Source organism: Burkholderia sp. WP9 (assembly GCF_900104795.1).
GTDB lineage: Bacteria > Pseudomonadota > Gammaproteobacteria > Burkholderiales > Burkholderiaceae > Paraburkholderia.
Genome location: NZ_FNTG01000002.1, coordinates 1,164,032 through 1,178,767, shown reverse-complemented (window position 1 = coordinate 1,178,767; position 14,736 = coordinate 1,164,032). Strand labels below are relative to the sequence as shown.

Annotated in this window: 14 protein-coding genes; 3 read left to right on the top strand and 11 right to left on the bottom strand. The window is 61.8% G+C overall.

The window, feature by feature from the left end:
- Positions 1-13: 13 nt before the first annotated feature.
- The 5 genes from BLW71_RS26580 to BLW71_RS26560 form a co-directional block, all read right to left on the bottom strand.
- Positions 14-940 (bottom strand): 2-hydroxyacid dehydrogenase, encoded by a 927-nt coding sequence (locus tag BLW71_RS26580; RefSeq protein WP_177205123.1) that lies wholly within the window; start codon positions 938-940, stop codon positions 14-16.
- Between the two features lie 22 nt (positions 941-962).
- Positions 963-1,739 carry a class II aldolase/adducin family protein gene (locus BLW71_RS26575; RefSeq protein ID WP_091803817.1) on the bottom strand — a complete coding sequence of 259 codons (777 nt, stop codon included), beginning with the start codon at positions 1,737-1,739 and terminating at the stop codon, positions 963-965.
- Between the two features lie 107 nt (positions 1,740-1,846).
- A complete protein-coding gene (locus BLW71_RS26570) occupies positions 1,847-2,506 on the bottom strand; it encodes an RraA family protein (RefSeq protein WP_091808921.1) in 660 nt (219 codons plus the stop codon).
- Positions 2,507-2,539: 33 nt separating this feature from the next.
- Complete coding sequence (locus BLW71_RS26565) at positions 2,540-3,892, bottom strand: MFS transporter (RefSeq protein WP_091803814.1); 1,353 nt, start codon at positions 3,890-3,892, stop codon at positions 2,540-2,542.
- 229 nt (positions 3,893-4,121) lie between these two features.
- Positions 4,122-4,553 (bottom strand): Lrp/AsnC family transcriptional regulator, encoded by a 432-nt coding sequence (locus tag BLW71_RS26560; protein WP_091803811.1) that lies wholly within the window; start codon positions 4,551-4,553, stop codon positions 4,122-4,124.
- Between the two features lie 217 nt (positions 4,554-4,770).
- Here BLW71_RS26560 and ocd point away from each other — a divergent pair, with 217 nt between their 5' ends.
- The 3 genes from ocd (at position 4,771) to BLW71_RS26545 (ending at position 7,680) form a co-directional block, all read left to right on the top strand.
- Complete coding sequence (gene ocd / locus BLW71_RS26555; RefSeq protein ID WP_091803808.1) at positions 4,771-5,847, top strand: ornithine cyclodeaminase; 1,077 nt, start codon at positions 4,771-4,773, stop codon at positions 5,845-5,847.
- A 50-nt stretch (positions 5,848-5,897) separates the two neighbouring features.
- Positions 5,898-6,836, top strand: a complete 939-nt coding sequence (gene ctlX / locus BLW71_RS26550; protein WP_091803805.1) for a citrulline utilization hydrolase CtlX — start codon at positions 5,898-5,900, stop codon at positions 6,834-6,836.
- Between the two features lie 175 nt (positions 6,837-7,011).
- A complete protein-coding gene (locus tag BLW71_RS26545) occupies positions 7,012-7,680 on the top strand; it encodes an RraA family protein (protein WP_177205122.1) in 669 nt (222 codons plus the stop codon).
- 145 nt (positions 7,681-7,825) lie between these two features.
- Here BLW71_RS26545 and BLW71_RS26540 read toward each other — a convergent pair whose 3' ends face one another.
- The 6 genes from BLW71_RS26540 to BLW71_RS26515 all read right to left on the bottom strand — a co-directional run bounded on the left by BLW71_RS26540 (position 7,826) and on the right by BLW71_RS26515 (position 14,504).
- Positions 7,826-8,860, bottom strand: coding sequence for an L-idonate 5-dehydrogenase (locus tag BLW71_RS26540; protein ID WP_091803802.1), 1,035 nt, complete (start codon positions 8,858-8,860; stop codon positions 7,826-7,828).
- 112 nt (positions 8,861-8,972) lie between these two features.
- Positions 8,973-10,412, bottom strand: a complete 1,440-nt coding sequence (locus tag BLW71_RS26535) for an NAD(P)(+) transhydrogenase (Re/Si-specific) subunit beta (protein ID WP_091803799.1) — start codon at positions 10,410-10,412, stop codon at positions 8,973-8,975.
- Positions 10,409-10,741, bottom strand: coding sequence for an NAD(P) transhydrogenase subunit alpha part 2 (locus tag BLW71_RS26530; protein ID WP_091803796.1), 333 nt, complete (start codon positions 10,739-10,741; stop codon positions 10,409-10,411). The genes BLW71_RS26535 and BLW71_RS26530 overlap by 4 nt, the downstream gene beginning before the upstream one ends.
- Before the next feature lie 10 nt (positions 10,742-10,751).
- A complete protein-coding gene (locus BLW71_RS26525; RefSeq protein WP_091803793.1) occupies positions 10,752-11,894 on the bottom strand; it encodes a Re/Si-specific NAD(P)(+) transhydrogenase subunit alpha in 1,143 nt (380 codons plus the stop codon).
- Positions 11,895-12,064: 170 nt separating this feature from the next.
- A complete protein-coding gene (locus BLW71_RS26520; RefSeq protein WP_286162110.1) occupies positions 12,065-13,174 on the bottom strand; it encodes a porin in 1,110 nt (369 codons plus the stop codon).
- 121 nt (positions 13,175-13,295) lie between these two features.
- Positions 13,296-14,504: an aspartate transaminase gene (locus BLW71_RS26515; RefSeq protein ID WP_091803790.1), complete on the bottom strand. Its 1,209-nt coding sequence runs from the start codon at positions 14,502-14,504 to the stop codon at positions 13,296-13,298.
- Positions 14,505-14,736: the final 232 nt, after the last annotated feature.

Genomic DNA, 14,736 nt, shown 5'->3' with positions numbered 1-14,736 from the left:
TCAGCAACCTCGCTCAATATCCGCGCGCGATGTCGACCATGTTCTGCAGCGGTTCGCCGCGGATCAGCCTGCGTGCGTTGTGCGCCACTTGCGCGCCGATCGTCTCCGAGCTTGCCACCGAAGCCATGTGCGGTGTCACGATCAGATTGGGTGCGCGCCATAAATGATCTTCGGGGGGTAACGGTTCGGTCGGGAACACGTCGACGATCGCGCCGCCGATCTTCCCACTCTTCAGTGCCGCGATCAGGTCCGCCGGCACCAGATGTTCGCCTCGGCCGACGTGAATCAGCTTCGCTAGAGGCCGTAAGTGCTCGAACGTGTTTGCGTTGAGAATCCAGCGGGTTTCGTGCGTGAGCGGCAGGAGACACACGAGAATGTCCGTCCCCTGGAGAAATGGCTTGAATTCCTCGGCGCCGGCGAAGGTCGTCACGTTCGGCAATTCACGGGCCTTACGCGCCCAGCCGCGCACTGCGAACCCGAAGCGCTGCAAATCCGTCGCGACGCGGCTGCCAATTTCTCCCAATCCCATGATGCCGACGGCGCATTCGGAAGCATCGCGCTGATCGTGGCGGAACCAGCGATCAAGACGCTGATTGGCGAGCACGCGGTCGAGTTGGCGATGAAAATGCAGCACTCCCCACGTGACGAATTCACTCATACCGCGCGCGTGTTGCGGATCGACGACCCGGCACAGCGGCACGGCGGGCAGGGCAGGGTCTGACAGGATGTTGTCGACGCCCGCGGCGATGCTATGAACGAGCCGCAGTTTCGGCAACTCCGCCAGCGCGCCGGCCGGCGGGTTCCAGCACACGGCTATTTCAGCATCGCCGGCGGACTGCTCGCCGTGCACCACGACATCCAATTCAGGGGCGGCGCGCAGAATCGGCTGCACGAGGTGTGACATGTCGTAGTCACGGCTCATTAGAACTAATTTGGTCATGGCATTGAAGCAGAAAACGGGCTTAGCTGCGGTAGTCGGATTGCGGGTCGTCGATCAACCGTAACGCCGCGCGCCATGCCAACTCCGAAATTTCCGCGGAGTCTTCGCGAGCGAACTGGCTCGCGGTCAACTCGCACACTTCCCGCGGTGGAATGCGCAGCGCGCTGCCGCCGGCCAGCGCCTGGATTTGCGCCTGACAGGCCCGCTCGAGGAAATAGATCTCGTGGAACGCTTCGGCTGCCGTGGCGCCGGCCGCAAGCAACCCATGATTGCGCAGGATCATCGCCTTGCAGGAACCGAGGTCGCGCACCAGGCGCTCACGCTCGCCGAGTTCCAGCGCGATGCCTTCGTAATCGTGATAGGCGAGCTTGCCGTAGAACTTCAACGCATGCTGACTGATCGGCAGCAGCCCTTGCTCCTGAGCCGATACCGCTGTTCCCGCGGCGGTGTGCGTATGGATCACGAAATGCAGATCGTCGCGTGCCGCGTGGATGGCCGAATGAATCGTGAATCCCGCGGCGTTGACACGAAACAACGCCGGTTCGCTGTGAGCCCGCTCGTCGATGACGTTGCCGAGATGATCGATCTTCACGAGGTCCGACGCGCGCATTTCGTGAAACAGCACGCCATAGCGGTTGATCAGAAATGCCGGCGGCTGCCCCGGCAAGCCGGGCAGGCGCGCCGTGATGTGCGTGTCGATCATGTCGGTCATGCGGAAGTGCGCGGCCAGCCTGTAGAGCGCCGCCAGTTCCTCTCTTACCTGCTGTTCGGCAGCCGGCTGCGCCGGTTTGTCGCTCATGCGATCGGGGGTAGGGGTGGATTGCATTTCAGAAGTCTCCCGGGTTCTCACTTGCTGTAGTGCGCGTAGTGTTCGTTAGCGTGTCAGTGTCCGTCAACTTCATTGTTCTAATGCTGATCATTAGCGGCGTGAATACTTGATGAGATGAAGCATTGCAGGACCTCGTGAAGCGGCGCTTTGGCGTTGAGCCGAGCCAGAATCGAGGGTTCCGCGTGATCGGACGCCAGAGCCAGATCGATCACGGCGGCAAGCGCCGGTGCCTGGGTGAACAGCACGCCATTGTCGTCGGCCAGCACAATGTCGCCTGGGCGCACCACGACTGCGCCACACACCACCGGCTCGTTGAACTGACTCGACATCGTGTCGCGTTTTTTGGTCGTCAGCAATGACGTTCCGCGCGCGAATATTGGCAGCCGCGTGCTGCGTAGTTCGATGAGATCGGTCACCACGCCGTCGACAATGACGGCCTTCGCGCCGGCGTTAAGCGCGGCGCATGCCGTGACTGCTCCAACCGGCGCATGCGTATGATTGCCGCTCATATCGATCACCAGCACATCGCCGGGTTTGAGTTGCGACAGGGCGCGGTTCACGGGGATGGCGTCGGGAGATAGCAATTTGAGCGTCACCGCGCGCCCGATTACTTTCACGTTGGGGACCATCGCGCGCAGGCGATGGTCCGCGAAGCCATTCTCCAGGAAATGCCCGAGTGTCGGAAAGCTGACGGATTCGAGGCTGTGCAGTAACGATGAGTCTGGTGTGTCTTGCATCAGAACGGCCTTTTCCGTATGCATATCAACCCTTCACGAAATGCTTGCGGTGGCGGCATTCGCGCGCGCCGCGGACGAGATATCGCGGCGGAGCGTCTCCGCGAGCAGCACGAGCGCGAGTGCCGAAACAGCAGCCGAGCCCATCATGTACCACGCCACCGACGAACCTCTGCCCGTAGCGGACAACAATGCGGTGGTGACAATCGGCGTAGCGGCGCTGCCGAGCAGCCCCGACAACATATAACTCACCGACAGGCCGGAGTAGCGAACCTCGGTGCCGAACAACTCCGCGAGGAAGGTGGCAATGGGTCCGTAGTTCGCGGCGAAGGCGGTCATCATCAGCAGATAACCGAGCAGCGCAAACGGAAACTCGCGCGTATCCAGCAGCCAGAAAAGCGGAAAAGCGAGCAGAGCCTCGGCGACAATGCCGCCGATGATCACCGGCTTGCGGCCCACGATGTCAGAGAGCTTGCCGAAGGCCGGCAGCAACACGATGCAAAGCGCGCAGGCAATCAGTGCAATGGAGAGCATCGCGTTGCGTGAGAATCCCAGCGTCTGCGTCCCATACGTTAGCCCGAACGCGACAATCAGGTTGAACGAGGTGCCCGTCGACATCGTCGCGATACCGCCGAGCAGAACCTGCTTCCAGTATCGGGTGAGGACCTCGGCGATCGGCAACTTGACCTGCGCGTCGGCTTCCTTGATCTTGCGGAACGACGGCGTTTCGGACGTGTTCAGACGGATGTAAAGCCCGACCCCCACGAGCAATGCGCTCGCAAGGAACGGAATGCGCCAGCCCCAGGAGAGCAGTGCGTCGTTTGAAAGTGTGGCATTGCAGACCAGAAACGCCAGATTGGCGATCAGGGTGCCGGCAGGCACGCCTATCTGCACCCACGAGCCATACAGTCCACGCTTGCCTGCGGGGGCATGTTCCACTGCCATCAGCACGGCGCCGCCCCATTCGCCGCCGAGCGCGAGTCCCTGAATGACGCGCAAGGTGAGCAGCAGAATGGGCGCCCAGATGCCGATCGACGCATAGTTCGGCAGCAGGCCGATCGAGAACGTCGCGATGCCCATGATGATGAGCGACACCAGCAGCATCGCCTTGCGTCCGAGCCGGTCGCCGAAATGGCCGAAGAGGGCGGCCCCGGCAATGCGCGCGAGGTAGGCGGAGGCGAACGTGCCGAACGCCAGCAAGGTGCCGACTAACGGGACAAAGCCGGGAAAGAACACCTTGTTGAAGACGAGTGCCGAGGCGGTGGCGAAGACGAACAGGTCATACCATTCTACGGTCGTGCCGATCACACTCGCCACCGCGATCTTTTTCATGTTGGCCGGGGCGCCGTCTGATGGGGGTGGTGTGTCCGCGGGGCGATAGGACGTCATGGGTTTCTCCTTGAGGCACAGCAGTTTCAGTGGATGAACGCAGCGATTGCGTGCATGGCCTGGTGCCTTTATCGGAAACCAAAAAGAATAAGTAAAAGTCTGTTTTCTAATCCTTTGTATTAATGGAGCGAATGATCGCGGATGCAAATCAGGAGGTGGATGCGCGCGGCTGTTGGCGGGAAACGCCTGGAACAGCAGGCTTGGGCATGGCGCGCCGTGCGTGCCGCGATCACGCTTTGTGTGTCGACAGGAGAATGCTGGTTTCCGTGCTGGCAATGCCGTCGATCAAACGGATCGTGCCGAGTACGCGATCAAAATTCTCCAGCGAGTCCGCCAGCAGTTCCGCAATGAGGTCCCAACGCCCGTTGGTGCTGTGAATCGTGGCGACATTTGGATGACCACGCAACACCTTCACGACCTCTGCCGCCCGATTGCCCTGCACGGCAATCGACATCAGCCCGCGAATCCGGTGCTTTTCCACGGCCGGCTTCAACTTCACCGTATAGCCGACGATCACGCCGTTCTTTTCCAGCCGGGTCAACCGGTTCTGAACCGTTGCCCGCGCCACCCGCAACTGTTGTGCGAGTGTGACGACTGGCGTGCGCGCGTTGTCGCGCAACAGCGCGATGAGCTGATGGTCCACGTCGTCAAGGCTGATCATGTAATTCGCTTCCTTTGCATGACGCTGAAACGGGTGCTTCGCCGTTCGTTGACGGCGATGGTTGCGTCAGATAAACAAATTACCATTCGGTATGGGCAAATTGCTCAATAAGGCAGACATTTTGTCATAAGTGGACACTTTTTGTTGGCCTAGGTTGCGGAAATAATGTCTTATCAGGCGGCTCGTGGAGCCGCGCCCAACCCTGGAGACAAACCCCATGACCCGCTTCCTCGATGTGCCCGCTACCAGCAGACTGATCGCTTCATTAGGTGTCCCACGGTTCCTGAGTGAACTCGTCGACACGTTGCATGCCGACTACGTTCGATGGAACGACTTCGACAAGTCGCCGCGCGTGGCCTGCCATTCGCGGGAGGGCGTGATCGAGTTAATGCCCGTTGCGGATTCACGGTTGTTCGCGTTCAAGTACGTCAATGGCCATCCGGTCAACGCAGAGCGAGGCATCCATACCGTGATGGCGTTCGGTGCGCTGGCCGACGTCGACACGGGCTATCCGCTTCTCCTTGCGGAATTGACGCTCACCACCGCACTGCGCACGGCCGCCACGTCGGTACTTGCGGCAAAGGCACTCGCGCGGCCGGAATCCAGAACGATGGCACTCATCGGCAATGGCGCACAGAGCGAGTTTCAGGCAATCGCATTCCACACGCTAATGGGCATCGAGGAGATCAGACTGTTCGACCTCGACGAGCGTGCGACGGACAAGCTCGTACGCAACCTGTCTGCATTTCCGGCGCTGCGTACCGTGCGGGCTGCGTCCACCGCTGAAGCTGTGCGCGGCGCGGATATCGTCACGACAGTGACAGCAGACAAAGCTTACGCGACCATCCTGACGCCCGACATGATCACTCCCGGTATGCATTTGAATGCTGTCGGCGGCGATTGTCCGGGCAAGACGGAGTTGCATGCCGACGTGTTGCGCATGGGGCGTGTGTTTGTCGAATACGAACCGCAGACTCGAATCGAAGGCGACATCCAGCAACTGCCCGCCGACTTCCCCGTCACGGAACTGTGGCGCGTCCTGCGAGGCGAAGCAGCCGGGCGCGACCGTGCTACGCAAGTCACGGTGTTCGATTCAGTGGGTTTCGCGCTCGAAGACTATTCGGCGCTTCGTTACCTCGACGGGCTCGCGCGTCAGCACAATGCGGGCGTCGAAATCTCGCTGATCCCGCCTGCCACTGATCCGAAGAATCTCTTCGCGCTAATCGGCGCGTTTCAGGAAAGAGCGTCGGAGCCAGCACTCGGGGCGGCCGACGTCCTCGCATTCGCCCGCTGAATCTAACGTAGCCCGTCGTCGTTCCCACTGTCTTTCGTCCCTCGCAATCCATGACACTTCTGTCGATTCAAGCGCCGGCCTCGGTCGTGATGATCCGCCCGCATCGTTTTCTTCCGAACCCCGAGACCGCCGCCGACAACGCTTTTCAGCGCAGCGCGCCGTGTGGCGGCGAAGGCACGGCACACTCGTTGGCTGCCGCGGCACACGCGGAAGTCACCGAAGCCGCGCGTGTGCTGAGTGCTGCGGGCGTGTGCGTCCATCTGTTCGACGATCATGGAGAGCGGGGCACGCCGGACTCCGTCTTCCCCAATAACTGGTTTTCGACCCATCCCGGCGGTCATGTTGCGCTGTATCCAATGCATAACGTCAACCGCCGGCGCGAGCGCCGGGCCGACGTGATCGAGATGCTCAAGAGCGAATATCGCGTTCAGGACGTGATCGATTATTCCGGGCTGGAGCACGACGACGTCTTTCTCGAGGGCACGGGCGCGATGGTGCTCGATCACATCGCTCGTATCGCCTATACAGCGCGCTCACGCCGAGCGGATCCTGTTGCGCTGGAACGGTTCTGTACGCATTTCAACTTTGAACCGATATGCTTTGACACAGCCGATGCCGATGGTCACCCGGTCTATCACACTAACGTCATGATGAGCGTCGCCACCGAGTTCGCGCTGGTCGGCATGAATCTGATCGTCGACCCGAAGCGCCGCGACGATATTCACCGGCGTCTCACGGAGACCGGTCGCACGGTGATCGCATTGGAGAATGCACAGATCGCGAGCTTCGCCGGCAACGCACTCGAACTGTCGGGCCGGGATGGACGGGTGCTCGCGCTCTCCAGGCGCGCTTTCGAGTGCCTCACGCACCAGCAGCGCGAGCTGATCGAGCGCTCTGCGCAGTTGCTTCCGCTGGAGGTGCCGACCATCGAAATGGCAGGCGGGTCCGTGCGATGCATGCTCGCGGGCCTCCATCTCGCGAGGCGCTGAGCCTATCGGCGGATCAATCGCGTGATGAGCGTCCGCTATCGAGCCGGGATGACTCAGCGGGTTCTGCCTCATAAGCATTTGCTATTGCGCAAGAACGAAGCCGTCTTGGCGCGATTCGCTGGGGCGATATACCGTTGTAGCCGTGTATCAGCCACCCCGGAAGCCAAGATCGATCATGTACAAAGCCATCAGGAAAAACCCTTCGGCCGCTCAAGCTGCCGACACGATTCTTGCCGCACTACGCGCTATTCCCGTCTCCGCGCTTAGCGACAACATGCATCGCAACATCGGCAGTGTCGGGCTCCATCCGTATCAGCGGCCCGGCAAGCAGACCATGGCGGGCACGGCCGTCACCGTGCGCTCGCGAGGCGGCGATAACCTGACTTATCTGCGCGCGCTGGAGTTTTGCCGTCCCGGCGACGTGCTGGTCGTGGACGCTGGCGGCGATTTGAACAATGCGGTGGTCGGCGGAATTTTGTCTTTCTATGCGGCTCACGTGGGCGTTGTCGGTCTGGTGGTCGATGGTGCAATCCGCGATGTCGCCGAAATTCGTGAGCGGGATTTTCCGGTCTACGCGCGTGGGGTGACGCACCGCGGCCCGTATAAAGACGGTCCGGGTGAGATCAACGTGCCGGTGTCGGTCGGCGGCATGGTGGTGAATCCGGGCGATATCGTGGTCGGCGACCAGGATGGCTTGCTCGCCATCCCGCAAGACGATGCGGCACACGTGATCGAGAAAGCGCTAGCCGTTCTGGAAGCGGAAGCCGAAACCATGCGGGCGATGAAGGAAGGGCGCTGGAACCGCGCGTTCATCGACGCCCTCGAAGCGCGATGCAATAACTGAGCAAGGCGTAGCGCGTAGCGCAAGAGCCGACGTCAGCGTCGGCTTTTTTCATGGTTCACGGAAATGGTAAGCGGGAATGCTCTTCGACTATCCGCGCGCCTGGCGCTCGTTGTAGTCGAAGAGAGGGGCGTGCCCGTTCGCGTAATCAATCGAAAGTCACCAGCACCTTCATCGATCTGGAGCGGTCACCGGCGGTCTGGAATGCCTTGACCGAATCCTGATACGGGAAAATACCTGAAATCAGGGGCTTCACGTCGATCAAACCCTTGTTCAGCAACTCGACGGCCACAGCGAATTCTTCGTGGAAACGGAACGCGCCGCGCAGGTCGAATTCCTTGGCGACGATCACGTTGATGGGCAAAGCGATATCTCCGCCAAGTCCCACCTGGACGATCACGCCGCGCGGCTTGAGTACGTCGAATGCGCCGCGCAGTGCCGCCGCATTGCCGCTCGCCTCGAACAGAACGTCGAAGCTGCCCTTGTCGACGGCAAACGGCGCGAGCGCGTCCGGCGTTTCGGCAATGTTGATCGCGAGGTCCGCACCGACCTTTTTTGCGCTCTCGAGCGGCAGCGTGTTGACATCGGTCACCACGATCGTCGCCGCGCCGGCTCGTCGCGCAGCGGCCACGATCAACGCGCCGATCGGCCCGCAGCCCGTCACGAGCACGCGTTTGCCGAGTAAGGGACCCGCGCGCCGCACGGCATGCAGCGCGACGGAGAGCGGCTCGGCCATGGCGGCTTCCGCATCGCTCAAGGAGTCCGCGACTACATGCGCTTGTGAGCGGTCGATCACGATTTCCTGCTGGAATGCGCCCTGCACGTGCGGCGTGCGCATCGCGCTGCCGTAGTAGCGCATATCCAGACAATGATTCTGCAGCCCTTGCTGACAGTACTGGCACAGACCGCAAGGCCGGCTCGGACTGATGGAGATCCGCGTGCCAACGGGCATGTCGGTCACGCCGGGTCCGACGCGCGAGACGGCGCCGGACACCTCGTGGCCGAGCACCATGGGTTCCTTGATGCGGACCGTGCCGAAACCGCCATGATTGAAGTAGTGAAGATCGGAGCCGCAGATGCCGCCGGCTCGAACCCGCACCAGCATCTGGTTGGCTTGCGGTTCGGGCGTGGGCACCTCCTCGATGCGCAGATCGAGCGGTGCGTGAATGACGAGTGCATGCATGGTAAGAGCCTATAACGGTAAATGCGGGGTCAGCACGCAATACGTTAGCGCTGAAAGGCCCAGCCGACAAAGATCAAAGTCGTCTGGGCCGATACTTGCCGCTTATGGATGCTTATTCGAGCGCCTTGGTCATGTTCTCGATCACCTTTTTGGCGTCGGAAAACACCATCATGGTTTTGTCCATATAGAACAGATCATTGTCGAGGCCGGCGTAGCCTGAGGCCATCGACCGCTTGTTGACGATCACGGTGCGCGCCTTGTAGGCCTCCAGAATCGGCATGCCGGCAATCGGCGACGCCGGGTCGGTTTTCGCGGCCGGGTTGACCACGTCGTTTGCGCCGAGAACGAGCACGACATCGGTCTGGCCGAACTCCGCGTTGATGTCGTCCATTTCGAATACCTGGTCGTACGGCACTTCGGCCTCGGCGAGCAGCACGTTCATATGGCCGGGCATACGGCCCGCCACCGGATGGATCGCGTAACGGACGTCGATGCCCTTGTCGGTGAGCTTGTCGGTCAACTCTTTCAGTGCATGCTGTGCGCGTGCGACAGCGAGGCCGTAGCCCGGTACGATCACGACCGATTCGGCATTACCGAGCAGAAACGCGGCATCGTCGGCGGAACCTGATTTGACCGGCCGCTGCTCGCGCTTGAGGCCGCTGTCAGCGGAGGCTTGCGCACCGAAGCCGCCAAGCAGCACACTGAAGAACGAACGGTTCATCGCCCGGCACATGATGTACGACAGAATCGCACCGGACGAGCCGACCAGTGAGCCGGCAATGATCAGCATCGGGTTGTTCAGCGAGAAGCCGATGCCGGCCGCCGCCCACCCCGAGTAGGAGTTGAGCATCGAGACCACCACCGGCATGTCGGCGCCGCCGATCGGAATGATGATCAGCACGCCGAGCGCGAAAGCAATCGCGGTCATGACAATGAAGGACCACCACGACTGCGTCAGAAAAAATGCAATGCCGAAGCCCACCATGGAGATCGCGAGCGCGAGGTTGAGCGCATGCTGTGCGGGATACACGACGGGTGCGCCCTGGAACAACCGGAACTTGTACTTGCCCGACAGCTTGCCGAATGCGATCACCGAACCGGAGAACGTGATCGCGCCGATAAACGTGCCGATGAACAACTCGACGCGATTGCCGTACGGCAGTTCGCCGCCGCTTGCAGCGAGACCGAAGGCGGACGGCTCTGACACCACGGCATAAGCAATGCAGACAGCGGCCAAGCCGATCAGCGAGTGCATGGCTGCGATCAGTTCGGGCATTTTTGTCATTTCGACCCGCGCGGCGACCACCGTGCCGATCGCGCCACCGACAATCAGTGCGCCGACGAGTACCGTCAGCCCGAGTATCAGATCCGATCCGAGCGAAGACGCCTGTTTGCCGATCAGCGCGAGCGTGGTCAGCATGGCGATGGTCATGCCGGCCATGCCGAAGACATTGCCGAGTCTGGCGCTTTTCGGATTCGACAGCCCTTTGAGCGCCTGAATGAAACAGACGGAGGCGACGAGATACAACAATGTGACGACATTCATACTCATTGCGCGACTCCGTTGACCGCGTTTGCGGCCGGCTTTTTAGCTTCTTTCTTCCTGAACATTTCGAGCATGCGGCGCGTCACGAGAAAGCCGCCGAACACATTGACCGCCGCCAGCGCCACGGCGATTGCGCCAAACGCCTTGCCTGCACCGCCCACGGTGAGCCCCGCGGCCAGCATGGCGCCGACGATGACGATCGCGGAGATCGCGTTGGTGACGGCCATCAGCGGCGTATGCAAGGCCGGCGTCACGTTCCAGACGACGTGGTAGCCGACATAGATCGCCAGCACGAAGATGATGAGATTGGTCGTGGTGTGAGAGATGAGTTCCATCGCGGTCTCCTTATGCGGTTTGCAGCATCGCAGCGTCGTGACCCAGCAAGGTGGCCGCCACGATATCGTCGCTGGTGTCGATCTTCGGATTGCCGCAGGTGTCGATGATCAGCTTCAGAAAATCGAGCACGTTGCGGGCATAAAGCGCGGAGGCGTCCGTGGCGACCATGGCCGGCAGATTCGTGTAGCCGGCGATCTGTACGCCGTGACGCAGCACCACCGCGTCGGCTTCGGTCAACGGGCAATTGCCGCCGCGCCGGTCGTCCACGACGGCTCCTTTGCCTGCGGCCAGGTCGATGATCACCGAGCCCGGCTTCATTGCGCGAACCGTGTCCTCGTTCAGCAGAGTGGGCGCGGTGCGTCCCGGGATCAACGCTGTTGTGATGACGATGTCGGCCTGTTTGGCCCGCTCGTGCACCAATGCACTCTGGCGCGCGAGCCACGAAGGCGGCATGGGCCGCGCATAGCCGCCTGCGCCTTGGGCGGCCTCGTGTTCTTCGTCGGTTTCGCACGGTACGTCGAGAAACTTGGCGCCCAGCGATTCGATCTGTTCCTTGACGGCGGGACGCACGTCCGATGCTTCGATCACCGCGCCGAGACGCTTGGCCGTGGCGATCGCCTGCAGACCCGCGACGCCCGCTCCGAGGATGAGTACGCGTGCGGCCTTGACGGTGCCCGCGGCGGTCATCAGCATCGGCACGAAGCGCTGGTACAAGCCGGCTGCCAGCAGCACGGCCTTGTAACCGGCGATATTGGCTTGCGACGAGAGCACGTCCATGCTTTGCGCGCGCGTGGTGCGCGGAATCGATTCGAGTGCGAAAGCGGTCACGCCCGCAGCGCGAATGTGAGCGACATGATCGGCGTCGAACGGATTGAGCATGCCGACCAGAATCGCGCCGCGTGTCATTTGCCCAAGTTCGGTTTCTGTGAGCGCCTGCACCTTGAGTACGAGGTCGGCCGCGAAAGCTTCGGCGGCGTCCACCAGGGTAGCGCCTGCCTGCGCGTACGCGACGTCGGGAAAATGAGCGTGTTCACCCGCCGCGCTCTGGACAAGCACGGTATGCCCCTGCGCGGTGAGTTTTTTGACTGTTTCCGGCGTGCCGGCGACACGCGTTTCGCCGGCGCGGCTCTCGGCGGGAATGCCGATTCTCATGAGTGTTCCTCCAGGAATGAATGGATGAGATGTGCGGATCGAGGTCCGCCTTTTCGATGTCGGGACGTGCATTGACGATCGGGACACGACTGCGTGTCCCGATGTGGTGTGGCTTTCGAAGCGCGCTTCCGGCCTCGTGAGATGCCGGAAGAAAATGGCTGTCGCCGGTGTCAGAACTTGTGGCGCAGGCCGATCGCGGCTTCGAATAGCGAGTTGAAGCCATAGAACGGCTGGTTCGAGCCGGACGCGGCGGCGAGGGTGGTCCATGCGCCGGTGAGATGGTTGTAGTCCACGCCGACGTAGACATCGGTGCGCTTGCTCAGCAGGTAGTCGAGCGTGGGGCCGGTGGTGATGCGCGTGCCGCTCTGGCCCGCATGGTGGACGAAGTCGATGTAGAACGGCAGATCGAGTACGAGCGCGGGCGTGATGTAGTACTGCAGCGCAGTGGAGAACGAGTCGTTGCGATAATCGGCCGGATAGACGTGGCTGTAGATATACGAGCCATATACCTTCGCGGCGCCGAATTTATAGGTCGCGCCCGCCGTGAAGATCTTTTGCGAGCTGTCCGGAATCGTTACGCCGAAGTAGGTGCTGCCGTAGGCAGTCGTCGAAGGATTCAGGCCGCCGATATTGTTGACGATCTGGTAAGCCGCGCCGACGCTCAGCGGGCCGTGGTCATAAGAGAGGCTTACGGCCGGCGACGAATTCTGGTGAATGCTGCCCGCTGTCTGGCCGAACGTGTACGCACCCTTGAGGGTGAAACCGGCCAGCGTGGGCGAGGTATAGCGCACCGTGTTGTCGAGCCGGCCGCCGCCGGTCAGTCCGGCGCCCTGAAAGCCGACCGTGCCGGTGTAGTTGGCGAACGCGTAAATATCGTGCGTCCAGCCCATTTCGTGCACGAGGGTGTATTGCCGGCCCGCCGTCACCGTGCCGTAGGGGCTGCTCAGGCCGACCATCGCGGTACGGCCGAACAGGCGGGCCGCGCCGGACGGCGTGGATTGCTGCGTCACGCCGGTATTCGGGGTGAAGCCGCCCTCGAGCTGGAAGATCGCTGCCATGCCGCCGCCGAGATCTTCGGTGCCCTGCAGGCCCCAGCGGCTTCCCTGAATCTCGCCGCCGCTACCCATCGTGAAAAGCTTCCCGCCGGATTTGTTCTGGTGGGTGTCGTAGCGCACGGCTTCGTCGATGATGCCGTAGAGGGTAACGCTCGATTGCGCGTGCGCGATCCCTGAAATAGCCAGTCCAAATCCAGTTAGTATGCCTAAAGTATGATTTTTCACGAATAGATCCCCTTGCAGATTGACGAAAGATGGAAAACTCCAGACCGACTGCCGCGTCCTGTCGGCGCGGCATGTCTTTTTATTGAGCGACGAAGCGGCGTGCCGCGCCGTCGCCGTGCTCTCAGTTCAGGGCGGCGACGGCGGCAGCGATCTTCCTGCAGCCTTCGTCGATGATCTCGATGCTCGTGGCGATCGACATCCGGAAGAAAGGCGACACGCCGTAGGCCGATCCGGCAACCAGCGCGACGCCCGCCTGCTCCAGCAGATAGAGAACCACGTCGGCGTCTCCTTCGAGTCGCTTGCCTTGCGGCGTCGTGCGGCCGATCATGCCGCCGCAGTTGACATACAGATAGAAGGCGCCGCCCGGCGTCTTGCAACTGATGCCGGAAATCGCGTTGAGCGCTTCGAGCGCGTGGTCGCGGCGCTCGCGATAGGTCCGCACGGATTGCTGAACGAAGCTCTGGTCGCCGGTCAATGCGGCGAGCGCCGCGGCCTGACTGATCGAGCTGGCATTGCTGGTGGATTGCGACTGAAGCGTGTCCATGGCGCCGATCAGATCGGCGGGGCCGGCTGCGTAGCCGATGCGCCAGCCGGTCATCGCGTAAGTCTTCGAGACGCCGTTGACCACCAGCGTGCGCGAAGCGAGTTCGGGTTCGATCGACAGCAGATGCTGCGATGCCTCGCCTTCGAAGCGGATGTGCTCGTAGATATCGTCCATCATCACCAGCACTTGCGGGTGACGCAGTAGCACGTCCGCCAGCGCGCGCAGTTCGGCGGCCGTGTAGGTCGCGCCGGTGGGATTGGTCGGCGAATTGATGATCAGCCAGCGCGTGCGCGACGTAATCGCCGCTTCGAGCGCGGCGGGCGTGAGCTTGAAACCGTCGGCCTCGGTGCAGGGCACGACGACCGGCACGCCGTCGCAGGCAAGCACCATATCCGGGTACGACACCCAGTACGGCGCGGGAATCAGGACTTCGTCACCCTCTTCCACGGTGACGGCGAGCGCGTTGAAAATCGCATGTTTGGCGCCGCACGTCACGATGATGTGCTTGGAGTCGTACGAGAGACCGTTCTCTCGTTGCAGCTTCGCCGCGATCGCGGCGCGCAGCGCCGGCGTGCCCGCCGTTTGCGTATAGCGTGTTTCGCCACGTTCCATCGCTTCGAAAGCGGCCTGGCGAATATGCGCCGGCGTGTCGAAGTCGGGTTCGCCGACCACGAGGTTGACGATGGTCTTGCCCTGCCGCCGCAGTTCCGCGGCGCGGTCGGCCGCGGCGCTGCTCGGCGAAGGTTTGATTCGCTGGACGCGGGCGGCGATGCGCGATGCACTCACACTTGACTCCTCAACAGCATTTAACGAGCCTTCACATTAAGCGTGAGAAAAAGTTCAAGCCAAGACGTCTTTCCGCTGGGGCAATAACATCCGCTTATGACACGACGACACGCGCGCGAGGGCGGCGCGCACAGCCTCGGTCCATGCGGGAATACGCTGATATAGCGCTCTTTTCAGCGCGCCGGGGCGAGCGGGGAGTTTTTTAAGCACTGTGCGGCGGACGGCGCTTGCC

What these genes read in the sequence shown, in the direction of transcription:
- BLW71_RS26580 (WP_177205123.1), bottom strand. Translation starts at nt 940, where the DNA reads ATGACCAAATTAGTTCTAATGAGCCGTGACTACGACATGTCACACCTC.
- BLW71_RS26575 (WP_091803817.1), bottom strand. Translation starts at nt 1,739, where the DNA reads ATGAGCGACAAACCGGCGCAGCCGGCTGCCGAACAGCAGGTAAGAGAG.
- BLW71_RS26570 (WP_091808921.1), bottom strand. Translation starts at nt 2,506, where the DNA reads ATGCAAGACACACCAGACTCATCGTTACTGCACAGCCTCGAATCCGTC.
- BLW71_RS26565 (WP_091803814.1), bottom strand. Translation starts at nt 3,892, where the DNA reads ATGACGTCCTATCGCCCCGCGGACACACCACCCCCATCAGACGGCGCC.
- BLW71_RS26560 (WP_091803811.1), bottom strand. Translation starts at nt 4,553, where the DNA reads ATGATCAGCCTTGACGACGTGGACCATCAGCTCATCGCGCTGTTGCGC.
- ocd (WP_091803808.1), top strand. Translation starts at nt 4,771, where the DNA reads ATGACCCGCTTCCTCGATGTGCCCGCTACCAGCAGACTGATCGCTTCA.
- ctlX (WP_091803805.1), top strand. Translation starts at nt 5,898, where the DNA reads ATGACACTTCTGTCGATTCAAGCGCCGGCCTCGGTCGTGATGATCCGC.
- BLW71_RS26545 (WP_177205122.1), top strand. Translation starts at nt 7,012, where the DNA reads ATGTACAAAGCCATCAGGAAAAACCCTTCGGCCGCTCAAGCTGCCGAC.
- BLW71_RS26540 (WP_091803802.1), bottom strand. Translation starts at nt 8,860, where the DNA reads ATGCATGCACTCGTCATTCACGCACCGCTCGATCTGCGCATCGAGGAG.
- BLW71_RS26535 (WP_091803799.1), bottom strand. Translation starts at nt 10,412, where the DNA reads ATGAGTATGAATGTCGTCACATTGTTGTATCTCGTCGCCTCCGTCTGT.
- BLW71_RS26530 (WP_091803796.1), bottom strand. Translation starts at nt 10,741, where the DNA reads ATGGAACTCATCTCTCACACCACGACCAATCTCATCATCTTCGTGCTG.
- BLW71_RS26525 (WP_091803793.1), bottom strand. Translation starts at nt 11,894, where the DNA reads ATGAGAATCGGCATTCCCGCCGAGAGCCGCGCCGGCGAAACGCGTGTC.